Here is a 14,503-nt window from a genome sequence, read left to right on the forward strand (position 1 = left end):
GTCGAAGGCATCAGCATCTCCGGCGTCGGCCACCAACTGCCCATGAACGGCCAGCTCGCCTACGCCATCTCCTTCCTCGGCCTCGACGGCACCACACCATCCCCCTCGCCCAGCCCGTCACCCAGCCGCTCGCCGAGCCCCTCGCCCACGCCCTCGCCCAGCCCGTCGCCGAGCAGCACGCCGTCGCCGTCGCCCACCGCAGGTTCGGGCCCCTGCCGGGTCAGCGCCACCGTCAACGCGTGGAACAACGGCCTGACCGAGCAGATCGCCATCACCAACACCGGCTCCTCCACCGTCAACGGCTGGTCCCTGACCTTCACCCTCCCCAGCGGGCAGACCATCACCAACGGATGGAACGCCGGCTACTCGCCCAGCAGCGGACAGGTCACGGCCACCAACGTCGGCTACAACGGCACGATGGCCCCCGGATCCACCACTGAGATCGGCTTCCAGGCCACCCACACCGGCAACGCCGCCAAGCCCACCGCGTTCACCCTCAACGGCGTGACCTGCGATGTCGCCTAGCGCCTCCATCCGCGGAGTGAAAAGACCGAGAGACGACCAGGAGCACCGATGCCGGATCTGACAGAGGCCCGCGTCGCGGCCGCCGCGCGGATCAACACCGCGGTGGCGCACCCGGCCCGGGTGTATGACTATCTGCTGGGCGGCAAGGACAACTTCGCGGCGGACCGCGAGGCGGCCGAGGAACTGGTCAGGCTGTCTCCCGGCACGCGTGAGGGCGTGCGCGCCCACCGCGCCTTCCTGCGCAGGGCGGTGCGCCACCTCGCCGATGTGGGTGTCTCACAGTTCCTCGACATCGGCACCGGCATCCCCACCCAGGGCAACACCCACGAGATCGCGCAGGAGATCGACCCCGGCGCGCGGGTGGTCTACGTGGACAACGACCCGATCGTCCTGGTCCACGGCCGGGCCCTGCTGACCGGCACGGGAATGACCGCGGTGATCGAGGCCGATCTGCGGCAGCCGGAGACGATCCTTTCGCACCCCGAGGTCCGGGCCGTGATCGACTTCACGCGTCCGGTGGCCGTCATCCTGGCCGGCGTCCTGCACTTCGTCACCGACGAGGAGGATCCGTACGGCACGGTGGAGCACCTCAAGGCCGCCGTGCCGGCGGGCAGCCGGCTCCTGCTGTCGCACATCACCCTCGACTTCGCGCCCCGGCTGCGCGAGGAGGACTTCACCAAGCCCTACGACAGGAGCACCGCGCCCATGGTCCCCCGTACGCACGCCGAGGTGGTGCGGTTCTTCGAGGGCTGGCACGTGGTGGATCCCGGCGTCGTCGAGGTGGTCGAGTGGCGGCCGGACGACAAGAAGCGCCGGGAGCACATCCCCGGCGGCGGTCACGCCTGGGCCTACGGCGGAGTCGCCATCAAGCCCTGATCGAAGGACCGGGGCGGCGCCTTCCACGAGTGACCCGGGAAGCGGCGCGGTCGCGGTGACGAGGTTCGACGGAAATGCGCGGCCCGGATCCCGGGCCGCGCATTTCCGTCTTCTCCGTCGGTAAGGGGCGACGGTCGGTCAGGTGGATCGGCAGCACGCGTTGCCCGGCCCGCGGACCCGGCATCGTGGTCCGCGGGCGTGGCGACAGGTCGTGCCGACGAGGTCGGAGGTCGCCGCCGTGGGCGACCGTGTCAGGTCAGTTGCGGCTCCACTGCTGGTTGCTTCCGCCGTTGCAGGCCCACAGGACGACCTTCGTGCCGTTGGCCGTTCCGGCGCTGTAGGCGTCCAGGCACAGCCCGGACTGGACACCGGTGACGGTGCCGTCGGCGTTGAGGTTCCACTGCTGGTTGGCCCCGCCGCCGCAGTCCCAGATCACGACCTGGGTGCCGTTGCTCGTTCCCTGGCCGTAGGCGTCCAGGCACTTGTTGCCGTACACCTGGAGCTGCTTGCCGGAGGTGTAGGTCCACTGCTGGTTCACCCCGCCGTTGCAGTCCCACAGCGCCACCTGGGTGCCGTTGGTGTGCGACTGGTTCGGCACGTCCACGCACCGGCCGCTCGCGAGGCCGCGCAACGCTGTGCCGTTGCCGGGGGTGCCGCCGCCCTGGCCTGGAGTGATGGACAGGTTGTCGAACTGGGCGGTTTCGGTGGTGCTGGTGCCCACGCCGACCTGCCCCGCACCCCAGGTGCCGTCGGTGACCGAGGCCACCTGCGTCCCGTCGATGCTCGCGGTGATGGTGCCGCCGGAGAAGCCCAGGGCCAGGGTGTGCCAGCGGCCGGTGCCGAGCCCGGCGACGCTCCCGCTGCGGATCGTCGTCATCGCGTTGTCGACGTTGTTGCGGATGATCTGCCAGGCGCCGCCGTCGGTCACCCGCAGGTAGTAGGCGTTCAGTCCCTCGGGGCCGAAGGAGTGCTGGGCGCCCGCCCGGCCGATGAGCTCGGCGTAGCCGCTCTGCTCCAGCATCACGTCCGCCGAGACGGTGTAGTTGCTCCAGCCCAGGTCGCCCAGCAGGGCGTACGGGTGGGAACCGCCGGTCCACAGGATCGGCTGGCGCGGGGCCATCTGCCGCACGCATCGGCCGGACCGGCCGCCGCCGCAGCCCACGATCTCGAACGAGCCCTGCATGTCCATCAGGTACTTCGCCTCACGCCCCACCGCGTAGGAGTCGAAGTCGTCGGAGTACGGCAGAGCCATCGAACCCCGGGAGGGACTGGTCGCGGTGCCCTTGCCCTGACCCGTCGTGGTGGTGATCGAGTACACGTACCCCGGCTGGGCCGTCAGCGAGAACGTGCCGTTGGACGGGTTGACGTCGCCGGCGTGGACGAAGTAGTCGGCGGAGTTCCCCGAGTTGAGGTTGGTCGCCCACACGTGCACCTGTCCGGTGGACAGCCCGCCGGTCACGGTGAAGTTGAGCGTCTGGGCGCTGGTGGCGTCCATCGTCTCGACGATCGTGCTGTAGTCGGATCCGCTGGGCGACCTCAGCGACACGTAGCTGCCGTTGTTGCGGTTGCCGCCGATGTAGCCGCTGGAGGAGTCCAGGTACTTCCAGCCGGGAGCGGTGAACTGCGTGGTGTGGGCCATCACCCACGCGCTCTTGCCGATGGCGTAGTAACCGGACCACGGCTGCGGCGCCACCGCCACGCCCATCGTGGCGAAGGGCAGGTTCGGAGTGATGGCGGCGATGACCGGCCAGTTGATGTAGGCGGTCATCTTCCCGTCGATGTAGTCCCGGTTGATGCCCCGGGCCATCGCCTTGGCCCCGTCGTTGTAGTCGTCGGAGCCGTTCTCACTGGCCCACAGCACCTTGCCGGAGTTGATCGCGGTGGTGGAGCTGGGACAGCTCGACTGTGGTCCGCGGTAGCCGCAGACGTAGTGCGACCCGAACACGTCCACCGCGTTGCGGAAGGCGGCGTTGTTCGCCGCGTCGTCGGCGACGCCGAATCCCCAGTCGTCGGAGGCGACGATCTTCACGTTGCCGAAGCCGCGGGAGTCCAGGGCGGTGTTGAGGTTGACGTACCAGTTCAGATCGCGGCCCTTCTCGTTCCAGCCGCCCAGGTAGTCGATGGTCAGCCCGTGGCTGTTCTTGGCGCAGCCCAGCCAGTCGACCAGATAGTTGATGGTGTCCTGCGACCAGAAGTTGCCGTTGCCGAGCCAGCCCGGGGCGCCCCAGGCGAGACCCACCAGCTTGATGTTGGGGTTGCGGGCCTTGGCCTGCTCCATCAGCCACCACTCGTAGCCGCGGTTGCAGTCCAGGTCGCCCGAGGTGTGCCGGTGGCTCGGCTCGGCGCCGTCGGTGGAGTTGGTGTCGCCGCCGATCTCGACCTTCAGGATCTGCATCGACGCGCCGTACCCGGGCTTGAACAGGTAGTCCAGGATCTGCGACCGCTGCGGCTCGGGATAGTCGACCAGCAGGCGGCTGTTGCCTCCGCCGCCGCTGATCGCGCCGACGCCGTCGAAGGTGCGGCCACCGGAACCACCGTTGATCGTGATTCCCACCGCCGCGCGCGCCGGCGACACGGCCACCAGGGACATCGCGACGGACAGGAGCGCGACCACCACACTCATGGCGACGCGCGCCATGCTTTCTCTTCGCCGACTCATCAAGATCCTTTCGATGGAGGGTAGGGGCGAAATCGACATGGCGACAGGCCCGCCGAGAGCGAGCGCCCTCAGGGGACGCCCACGGCCGGGGACTCCGGTATCGACGGGCTCGCGCCGTGCTGCCGCAGTGGGGCGCGCTGCCGCAGGGTCCGAGCCCTGCGGCAGCGCGTCGTCGCGTCATCGACGGGTCAGCTGCGCCTGCTCCACTGCTGGTCGGCTCCGCCGTCGCGGGCCCAGACGATCATCTGGGCCCCGATGCTCCGGCCTCGCTGATCGCTCCCGCTCAGATGCGGGTCCACTTCTGGTTGTTCTGGCCGTTGCAGGTCCAGATGATGACCTTGCTGCCGTTGGCGGTGCCGTTGCCGTACACGTCGAGGCACTTGTTCGCGCCGACGGCGGTGATCGAGCCGTCGGAGTTGAGGCGCCACTTCTGGTTGTTCTGGCCGTTGCAGTCCCAGATGATCACGGTGCTGCCGTCGGCCGTGGCGCCACCGTTCACGTCGAGGCACTTGTTGCCGTAGACGCGCAGCTCACCCGCACTGGTGGAGGTCCACTGCTGGTTGGACTGGCCGTTGCAGTCCCAGATCTGCGCCGCGGCGCCGTTGGCCTGCGACACACCGGTGACGTCGAGGCACCGCCCCGACCCCACACCGCGGAGCGCGCTCGTGCTCCCCGACGGCGACGACGGCGACGGCGTCGGAGAGGGCGACGTCGGCGGGGTCGTCTGGAACTGCGTCAGGAACTTCCACGCCTCGGCCGAGGTCCAGGTCCTCCAGCCGTCGCAGTTGCACCCGTCGATCGGGCCCGGGGTGTGGCCCCCGTCGAACGCCGCCCACACGACCGGGTAGCCGGACCGGCACCCCGAGTAGGCGGTGACGATGTGGCTCAGGCTGCCCGCCCGCGGCTCGGGCGGGTTCTGGGCGGTACAGCCGTTGTTCCTGACGAACCTGTCACGCAGCCCCCGGCCCTGGGAGATGTTGAGCACCGGGTCCCCGATGCCGTGCACCCCCATGTACGCGATGGGCTGGGTGCCGCCGTTGCACCCACTGAGCTGCCCGCCGGAGTAGACCACGACCGCGCGGAAGACCGTCGCCCGGGCGCAGGCGAGCGCGTAGCTCATGCCGCCGCCGTAGCTGAAGCCCGTGGAGAAGATCTGGTCGGTGTCGACGCACAGGCCGGCCTCGATCTGCCTGAGCATGTCGTCGACGAAGGTCAGGTCCTGGCCGTTGGGGTTGGCCCAGCCGTTGTTGTTGCCCTGCGGCGCGACGAAGATCGTGCTGTTGTTCTCGGCGTCCGCGAGGCGCCTGAGCCCGTAGTACGACCAGTTGTACCCGTCGGTCCCGCCCGAGTCGACGTCGTTGGCGGTGCCGCCGTTCCAGTGGAACCCGAAGACCAGGCGGTAGGGGTGGTTGCTGTCGTAACCGGCGGGCACCCGCAGGATGTAGCTGCGATTCTGGCCGCCGCTCGCGATCGAGTGCGTGCCGCTCGCCAGGGCCGGGGCCTTGCCGCATCCGCCGGTCGCCGCGGCGGCCGCGGCGGCCACGGTGCTGTGCGTGGCCGCGGTGCTCTGCGTGGCCGCGGTGCTCTGCGTGGCCGACGTGGTTCCGGCGAGCGCCGTACCCGCCGTTCCCAGGGCGAGAAGCACCCCCGCCGCGATGGTGGCGAAGAAAGATTTATGGCTCAACGTGCACAACTCCATTCGCGCTGGTTAGGGGGTCAGCGGTAGCCGGCGGCGACGATGTCGGCCTGCACGGCGTTCTCGGTCGCGTCGGAGGGGTAGCCGGAGACCATCGCTCCTTCGTAGAAGGTCCCGGCGCTGAGGTTGGCGCCGCCGCCGGGCTTGCAGCAGTCGCCGCCGCTGCCCAGGACGATCGCGCCCTGCTTCTTCATCGGGCTGTAGCCGGAGGGAAGCCCGCCGTCGTAGAGGGTGTAGAGGCTGCCGGACTGCGCGTTGCTGCCCTTGATGGCGAAGCGCGACGTGCCGTTGTTCTTCAGCGTCGCGGTGACGAACTTGCTGGTGAACGCCCTCTGGTTGGGGTTCCACGACTGGCTGCCACCGGGGTAGAGGCCCCATTCGAGGTCGGCCTGCACCCACGGGCCGGAGCCGGAGCAGCCGCCGAACCAGCAGCTCGTGCCGAAGTAGATGGCGTCCATCGCGCCGGCGGCGTCGGCCTTCCTGGTGGTCTCGCTGTTGCCGTAGTCGAAGCAGCAGCCGCTGTTGACGTGGGTGCCGCTGGTGACCATGTACATGCCCTCGGGCGCGGTGCCGGTCGGCACGCCGGTCAGGTGGCCGTCCCGCCAGTAGCTGTTGCCGGGGTTGATGTACAGGGAGTAGGCCTTGTTGCCGCCCACCGACAGCGACTCGGTGGTCGCGATCGCGGGCTTGCTCTGCGTCGAGCCGGGAACCGCGCTCGACCCCTGGTACCACAGGTCGTTGCCGCGCCCGGACTGGTCGTACACGACCGTGATGACGCAGGTGGTGCCGGCGCAGAAGGAGTCCTGGGCCCCGGCGTCGGCGGAGCCGCCCGTGGCCAGCACGCCGATGTTCCTGGTCGCGTTGTCGGACGAGCGCCGCACCTGGTACAGGTTGCCGCTGTAGGAGCGGAAGAGCGCGCGCGTCGTGCTGTGCGCGGCCACGCACGGCGTGCCCCCGGAGGCGTAGATGTCACACGGGCGCGAGCCGGGCGGCGGCGGGCTCGGTGAGGTGGTGGTTCCGCCTCCGGCGGTGCTCCACTTCTGGTTGCCCTGTCCGTTGCAGGTCCACAGGATGACGGCGGTGCCGTTGGCCGTGCCGGCGTGGTCCACGTCGAGGCACAGCCCCGACTGCACCCCGCTGACCGACCCGTCGGAGTTCTGCTGCCACTTCTGGTTCGCCTGACCGTTGCACGACCAGATGACCGCCTTCGTACCCGGCGACGTCCCCTGGCCGTACGCGTCCACGCAGCGCGTGCCGTTGAACGTCCGCAGCTCACCCGCCGAGGTGAACTCGAACGCCTGGTTGGCCTGGCCGTTGCAGTCCCAGATCTGCAGGCTCGTGCCGAGCGCGTCGGTGTTGCCCGCCACGTCCAGGCAGCGCCCCGACGCCGCGCTGACCAGCGGCGCCACCGCTGCCGACGCCGGCGCCGACCAGGCCAGGGCGGCCGCGAGGAGGGCCGCGAGCGCTGCGACGAGGCAGGCCGCGACGGCCGCCGGTGAGCGCCGCCCACGAGCCGTACGGCCCGATGAGTCAACGGACGAAGAACCCATTGCTTTCACTCCTTGGGGGGAAGGCACGACGGAGACGGCCACGTGCTGAATCAGGGCAGCCTCGCCAGAGCCGCTCGACAGGCGGTCGTGTCCCATGCCATGGGTCACCGTGGGAATGGGACACCGTGGGAATGGCCCGCCGTGGACGGCGGTGCCGTGGAGCCGACCGCTCCTCGGTCCTTACGCCCGGTGCTGATCCGGCTTGCCCGTAGCGTGAGACCGAGACATTCCCGGGTCCGGGTCGCGGACCCGATCCGCGCGAAGGCGCATATGCGGGAGGAGGAAGGGGTGGCGGACGATGGCGAGGAGTCCGGCCGCGGCGCGGAACGCCGGCGGCGCACCTCCGGCCGTCGTGCGCAGCGAAGCCCGGGTCGCACCGGAACGGCGAGAGCGTCTCGCTCCGGACTTCCTCACGGAAGGTCCACGAACCGATTCGTCTCGACCGGGGTGCCGGAATCCGGCCCCTATTGCCTCCTTATGAGGACTATGGGCCTTGTTAGCGCTAACACATGGTCAGAGCGTTGATCCTTCCTGCCGGCGGATTGGGGGGTGGCGGGATGCTGCGAAGCAAATACGACCGTCCGGGCCCTGTCAAGAACCCCGTTTCCCTCCTTTTCGGCCAGGGGAAGCGCCTGCGGCCCCTTCCAGCGCTCTCAGCAGGGGATGCTCGCGATCCCCTGCCGGTCGCATGCGGATGAAAGATTCACAGACCGCCTCAGGCGGGCCGCTCTCCTCGGCCCGTGCGCGTCCCGAGCGGGGTTGCTCTGTCGAAACGATTCGATTCAGCGCTCATGAGTGGCCGCGGGGCGCTCCGCGGTGCGGGCGGCGCGACGGTCTCAACCGGCCGAGGAGAACAGGCGCTGCTGGATCTCCCTGCGGTAGTCGTCCAGCGTGTTGTCGAGGTGCGCGGCGGCGGCGTGAGCCGCCGCTTCCGCGTCGCCGGCGCGGATGGCCTGGTGGATTGCGTCGTGTTCCTCGACGGCCTTCGCCGCGTGCCCTCCCACGGAACCGCGCAGCCCGATGATCGCGGACTGGATCTGCAGCCGGCGGGCTTCCCGGACCGCGATCTGCAGGAACATGTTGTGCGAGGCCGTGGCGACGGCGGTGTGGAAGGCGTCGTCGCCCTCGTTGAACAGGTCCGCGCGGCCGCTCTCGAACCCGCGACGGCACAGGGCGGCAGCGTCCTCGATGGCCCGCAGCTCCGCCGGGGCGGCGCGGTGGGCGGCCAGCCGGCTGGTCTCCATCTCCTGCGCCCGCCGGAACTCGAACAGCATGTAGATGTGGTCCAGGTCGGTGGGGAGGAAGAACGACGCCAGCATCCCGGCGCCGAGCATCCCCTCGTCGTCGGCCACGTACAGGCCGCGGCCCTTCTGCGCGCGCACGCGGCCCAGCGCGGAGAGGATCTTCACTGCCTCGCGGACGACAGTGCGGCTGGTTCCCAGCTGCCGGGCCAGGTCGTTCTCGGTCGGCATGCGGTCGCCCGGACGCAGACCCAGCCGGGCGATGAGCTGCAGCACCTGCTCGGCCGCCACCTCGTAGCCCGGTCGATATCCGCCTTCGCGCGGGGTGTCGGTCACGGTGCTCCTTCTCGCGATCTCAGTAAAAGTATGCCTCTGCGGGTCCTGGCACCCGTCGGCCACCGGGGACATCACGCCATGAGTACGAAACATTCTGGCCGTTCACTTGAAACGTTTAGCCCCGCAGCGACGCCGATATGCGTTTCCGCTGGCCAGACGGCTCTTGGTGTTACGACGACATGACGTGCGCATGCCGGCAGTGAAAATAAGTGTGCTTAAGGTCTTGACGGGCCTCGGCACCGACACCGTAATTGGTAGCTGAGCACCCGGAGGACGCTTCCTCCGGGCCCTGCGGCTGGACCACACGGCGGGTGTGGGGAGGCGCATCGCATGCCTCCGCACCGTGGTCGGCCACGTCGGCTTTCCACTGCCTCACTTCACCCCGATCCCTCGTGGTGCCACGTGAGGCCGCGCCACCATGGAGAAGCACGTGACCGATCGGATCGAGCATCCGTCACCACCGGTCGCGGTGTTGAGACCGCTTCTGGCTGGTCTCGTCATCGCGGCGCTGACAGCGGCGATGACAATCATCGCGTCGGCCACCGCGGCCCGCGCCGCCACCACGACCCTCTACGTCTCCCCCTCGGGCACCGGCAGCACCTGTTCGTCCGCCCAGCCGTGCTCCCTGTCGGGCGCGCAGACCGCGGTGCGGTCACAGAACAGCTCCATGTCCGGCGACATCGTCGTGCAACTCGCCGACGGGGTGTACCGGCTCTCCGCGCCGCTACGGCTGACCGCCGCCGACTCGGGCACCAACGGATATCGGGTCGTGTGGCAGGCGGCCCCGTCGGCCCATCCCGTCATCAGCGGCGCCAGGGCGGTCACCGGCTGGACGCTCGCCAACCAGGCGAAGAACATCTGGCAGGCCAACGTCGGCGCCGGGATCGACACCCGGCAGCTGTACGTCAACGGCGTCCTCGCCACGCGTGCGCGCACCCAGGTGAACCGGTCCGACTTCACGGCCAACGGCTCCGGGCTGAGGTTCGGCAACAGCGCGCTGAGCTACCTGAACAACCTGGCCGGCCAGAACCGGGTGGAAATGGAGAGCGTCGGTTCGTTCACCGACCGATATGTGCGGGTGCAGAGCATCAGCGGCAACTTCATCACGATGCAGCAGCCCAGTTGGAACAACAACATCTTCGGGTACGACACGTTCACCACTCCGCACCGGGCCGGGCCGTTGTACATCGAGAACGCCTACGAGTTCCTCGACTCGCCGGGTGAGTGGTACATCAACCCCTCGACCGGCGTGCTCTCCTACATTCCTCTCTCCGGGCAGAACATGAGCAGCACCAGCGTGGAGCTGCCGGTGCTGCAGTCCCTGGTGGACGTCGGCGGCACCTACGACGCGCCCGCGCATCACATCACCTTCAGCGGCATCACCTTCACCGGCACCAGCTGGCTCGGGCCCAGCAGCAACCAGGGCTTCGCCGACCAGCAGACCGGCTCCTACATCACGGGCAACTCCAACTGGCCCGGCGACCTGCCCAGCTCCTGCCAGGAGGGCTGCCAGCAGTTCGAGTCCACGCGGCCCAACTGGGCCCAGATGCCCGCGGCGGTGCAGGTCTCGGCGGCCGACCACATCACCTTCACCGACTCGCAGTTCGTCAACCTGGGCCAGACGGCCATCGGGATCGGCAACGACGCCAACGCGCATGCCAGCGGCGTCGGCCTGGGCGCCGGCGACATCACGGTCACCCGCTCCGAGATCGCCCGCAACTCGGCCGGCGGCATCGTGGTCGGCGGCGTGCGCGCCGACGCCCACCACCCCAGTGACCAGCGGATGGTCAACCGCAACATCACCATCACCGACAACCGCATCCACGACCTGGGGCTGGACTACCGCGGCGTCGTCTCGGTCCTGACCACCTACGTCGCCACCACCGACGTGTCCCACAACGAGGTCTACAACATGCCCTACACCGGCATGTCGATCGGCTACGGATGGGGCGCCAACGAGCCCGGCGGCAGCACCCAGTACGCCAACCGGGGTCTGTACAACTACCAGCCGCGATACACCACGGCCACCACCGCCTCGGGCAACAAGCTCGTCGGCAACTACGTCCACGACGTCATGCAGCAGATGACCGACGGCGGATGCATCTACACGCTGTCGTGGAACCCGAACGCGCTGATCAGCGACAACTACTGCCTGCGGACCAACGGCTGGTTCGGGCTCTACTTCGACGAGGGCTCCAAGTACTACACCGTCAGGAACAACGTCTTCTCGAACACCGGCACCTGGGCCACCGCCAACTACTGGGGCGGTGAGAACATGGGCAACTTCACCGTCACCGGCAACTGGTCGACCAACGGCAGCACCAACATCACCAACGGCGACCGCGGCAACGTCGTCAACAACAACGTGACCGTCTCCAACGGGCAGTGGCCGTCGGGCGCCCAGTCCGTGATGTCCTCCGCCGGGCCCCGCAACGGCACGTCGACGCCTTCCCCTTCGCCGTCGTCGCCGTCGGGGAGCACGAGCGCGCTCCGCGGTGTGGGGTCGGGGCGGTGCCTCGACGTCACCGGTGTGTCGCAGGCCAACGGCGCCGCGGCGCAGATCTGGGACTGCAACGGCCAGTCCAACCAGCAGTGGACCACCACCAGTGCGGGTGAGCTGCGCGTCTACGGCAACAAGTGCCTCGACGTGAACGGTGGCGCCACGGCCGACGGCAGCACCGTGATCATCTGGGACTGCAACGGCCAGAACAACCAGAAGTGGCGCCTCAACTCCGACGGCTCGATCACCGCCGTCGGCGCGAACAAGTGCCTCGACGTGTACAACAACGGCACCGCCAACGGCAGCAAGGTCATCATCTGGACCTGCAACGGCCAGAACAACCAGAAATGGACCCGAGCCTGACACCGTCCGGGCACGCGCCGTCGCCGGGGTGACCCATCGCCCCGGCGACGGCCGCACATGCCGCTCCTGCCCCACCGGCGGCACCCCTGGGCGCGGAGCAGAAATCGGGCAACAGCGCGGCGGCGCGCGCTGTTGCCCTGACCGACTTGGCCTTCCAGGAAGGAAACCGATGTCCCGACGTCCGTGGCTCACAATGCTGACCACGATGGCGCTGATCTCGCCCGGAGCCCTCGCGATCACGGCCTCCCCGGCGAACGCTCTGACCATCCCCGCGTCCGACTACCAGCAGGTGTCGCTCGCCTCGGGCGGCTCCGAGCTGGGTGAGGCGATGTCGCTGGCCGTGATGCCCAACCGTTCGGTCCTCCACACGGCCCGCGACGGCACGGTGCGCGTCACCGATGTCAACGGCAACACCAAGGTGGCCGGCAGGCTCAGCGTCTACACCCACGACGAGGAGGGCCTTCAAGGTGTCGCGGTCGACCCGAACTTCGCGACGAACCGCTACGTCTGGCTCTACTACTCGCCGCGGCTGAGCACGCCGAGCGGTGACGCGCCCAGCACCGGCACGCAGTCGCAGTTCGATCAGTGGAAGGGACACCTGAACCTGTCCCGCTTCACCCTGAAGTCCGACGACACGCTCGACATGAGCAGCGAGAAGGTCGTGCTGGAGGTGCCCAACGACCGCGGGATGTGCTGTCACGTGGGCGGCGACCTCGACTTCGACGCGGCCGGCAACCTCTATCTGACAACCGGCGACGACAGCAACCCGTTCGAGTCGAGCGGCTACGCCCCGCTCGACGAGCGGACCAACCGCAACCCGCAGTACGACGTCCAGCGCACGGCGGCCAACACCAACGACCTGCGCGGCAAGGTCCTGCGGATCAAGCCGCAGCCCGACGGCAGCTACACGATCCCCAGCGGAAACCTGTTCCCGCCGGGGACGGCGAAGACCCGTCCGGAGATCTACGCGATGGGCCTGCGCAACCCGTTCCGGATGAGCGTGGACAAGGCGACCGGCATCGTCTACCTGGGCGACTACGGTCCCGACTCGGGTGTGAGCAACAGCAGCCGGGGCCCGAGCGGGCAGGTGGAGTTCAACCGCATCACCGCTCCGGGCAACTACGGCTGGCCGTACTGCACCGGCACGAACACCACCAGCGAGACCTACAACGAGTGGGACTTCGCCTCCAACAGCACCGGACCGAAGTACAACTGCTCGGGCGGGCCGACCAACAACTCCTTCCGCAACACCGGCCTGACCACGCTGCCCGCGGCGAAGCCGGCGTGGATCAGGTACGCGGGGGACGCCGGCTCGCCACCGGAGTTCGGCTCGGGGTCCGAGTCGCCGATGGGCGGCCCCGTCTACCGTTACGACCCGAACCTGAACTCGGCCGTCAAGTTCCCCCAGGCGCTGGACGGGCGCTTCTTCGCCGGTGAGTACGGCCGCCGCTGGATCAAGGCCATCGAGGTCAAGAGCGACGGGAACTACGGGGAGATCTCCGCGTTCCCGTGGAGCGGCACCCAGGTCATGGACATGGCGTTCGGCCCCGACGGCGCCCTGTACGTGCTCGACTACGGCACCGGAAGCAACAACCAGGCGCTGTACCGGGTCGAGTACATCGGCAAGGCCAACCGCAACCCGATCGCCAAGGCCGCAGCTGACAAGACCTCGGGACCGGCTCCGCTGACCGTGAGCTTCTCCTCCGCGGGAAGCTCCGACCCCGAGGGCGGCACGCTGACGTACTCGTGGAACTTCGGCGACGGCACGACCTCCACGGCGGCCAACCCGAGCAAGACCTACACGGCGAACGGCACCTACACCGCCACCCTCACCGTCCGCGACCCGCAGGGGCTGACCGGAAACGCGAGCGTGATCGTGAACGTCGGCAACACCGCACCGACGGTGACGCTGACCACTCCGGCCGACGGGCAGCTGTTCTCCTTCGGAGACACCGTGCCCTTCCAGGTCACCGTCAGCGACCCGGAGGACGGCACGATCGACTGCTCGAAGGTGACCGTCACCTACTTCCTCGGCCACGACAGCCACGCGCACCAGATCACCTCCAAGAGCGGCTGCAGCGGCTCGATCAACGTGCCGGTGGACGGCGAGCACGACTCGGCGGCCAACATCTTCGGCGTTTTCGAGGCCTCCTACACCGACCAGGGCGGCCTGACCTCCACCAATGTCCGCACGCTCCAGCCGCGCCACCGGCAGGCCGAGCACTTCGGCGCCCAGCAGGGCGTCCAGACGGCCGATCACACCACCGCCGAGGGCGGCAGGACGGTCGGCTTCACCGACGACGGCGACTGGATCTCCTTCCAGCCCTACAACCTGGCCGGCGCGACGAAGATCACCGCTCGGGTGTCCTCGGCCGGCGCGGGCGGCCGGATCGAGGTGCGGACGGGCTCGGCCACGGGCACATTGCTGGGCACGGTGAACGTCGCGAGCACCGGCAGCTGGGAAACCTTCACCGACGTCTCGGCGAACCTCAGCGGCGTGCCGTCCGGCACGACGACGCTGTACCTCGTCTTCCGGGGCGCGACAGGACAGGGCTACCTGTTCGACCTGGACGCCTTCACCTTCGGCACCGGCACGACGTCTTCCCCGTCCCCCTCCCCCTCACCCTCTCCATCGGCCTCCCCGTCCCCCTCAGCGAGCACGAGCGCGTTGAAGGGTGTGGCGTCGGGGCGGTGCCTGGACGTCAACGGCGCCTCCCAGACCAACGGCGCCGCGGCGCAGATCTGGGACTGCAACGG

General features: G+C 69.0%; 8 protein-coding genes. 4 read left to right on the plus strand and 4 right to left on the minus strand.

Annotated features, from left to right (window positions below; translation table 11 throughout):
- Both BXA11_RS38000 and BXA11_RS38005 read left to right on the plus strand, forming a co-directional pair.
- The coding region (locus tag BXA11_RS38000) for a cellulose binding domain-containing protein (protein WP_208865596.1) at positions 1-525 on the plus strand (525 nt) is incomplete at its 5' end.
- A 48-nt stretch (positions 526-573) separates the two neighbouring features.
- Positions 574-1,401 carry an SAM-dependent methyltransferase gene (locus BXA11_RS38005; protein ID WP_030512566.1) on the plus strand — a complete coding sequence of 276 codons (828 nt, stop codon included), beginning with the start codon at positions 574-576 and terminating at the stop codon, positions 1,399-1,401.
- Positions 1,402-1,657: 256 nt separating this feature from the next.
- Here the strand turns inward: BXA11_RS38005 and BXA11_RS38010 are convergent, their stop codons facing one another.
- The 4 genes from BXA11_RS38010 to BXA11_RS38025 form a co-directional block, all read right to left on the minus strand.
- Positions 1,658-4,039, minus strand: a complete 2,382-nt coding sequence (locus tag BXA11_RS38010) for a ricin-type beta-trefoil lectin domain protein (RefSeq protein ID WP_076442551.1) — start codon at positions 4,037-4,039, stop codon at positions 1,658-1,660.
- Positions 4,040-4,343: 304 nt separating this feature from the next.
- Positions 4,344-5,744 carry a lectin gene (locus BXA11_RS38015; RefSeq protein WP_244303603.1) on the minus strand — a complete coding sequence of 467 codons (1,401 nt, stop codon included), beginning with the start codon at positions 5,742-5,744 and terminating at the stop codon, positions 4,344-4,346.
- 32 nt (positions 5,745-5,776) lie between these two features.
- Entirely contained in the window at positions 5,777-7,306 is a 1,530-nt protein-coding gene (locus BXA11_RS38020; RefSeq protein WP_083744875.1) for an arabinofuranosidase catalytic domain-containing protein, read from the minus strand.
- Between the two features lie 836 nt (positions 7,307-8,142).
- A complete protein-coding gene (locus tag BXA11_RS38025; RefSeq protein ID WP_030512563.1) occupies positions 8,143-8,883 on the minus strand; it encodes a FadR/GntR family transcriptional regulator in 741 nt (246 codons plus the stop codon).
- Between the two features lie 430 nt (positions 8,884-9,313).
- On the opposite strand from BXA11_RS38025, the gene BXA11_RS45145 reads away from it, so the two are divergent.
- The gene (locus BXA11_RS45145) at positions 9,314-11,746 is read left to right on the plus strand and encodes a lectin (RefSeq protein ID WP_244303604.1); all 2,433 of its coding nucleotides are present in this window, start codon (positions 9,314-9,316) and stop codon (positions 11,744-11,746) included.
- Between the two features lie 169 nt (positions 11,747-11,915).
- Positions 11,916-14,503: PQQ-dependent sugar dehydrogenase (locus BXA11_RS38035; protein WP_083744883.1), on the plus strand; the 2,588-nt coding region annotated here is incomplete at its 3' end.

It is taken from the genome of Microbispora rosea, from assembly GCF_900156315.1.
Classification (GTDB): domain Bacteria; phylum Actinomycetota; class Actinomycetes; order Streptosporangiales; family Streptosporangiaceae; genus Microbispora; species Microbispora rosea.

What these genes read in the sequence shown, in the direction of transcription:
- BXA11_RS38005 (WP_030512566.1), top strand. Translation starts at nt 574, where the DNA reads ATGCCGGATCTGACAGAGGCCCGCGTCGCGGCCGCCGCGCGGATCAAC.
- BXA11_RS38010 (WP_076442551.1), bottom strand. Translation starts at nt 4,039, where the DNA reads ATGGCGCGCGTCGCCATGAGTGTGGTGGTCGCGCTCCTGTCCGTCGCG.
- BXA11_RS38020 (WP_083744875.1), bottom strand. Translation starts at nt 7,306, where the DNA reads ATGGGTTCTTCGTCCGTTGACTCATCGGGCCGTACGGCTCGTGGGCGG.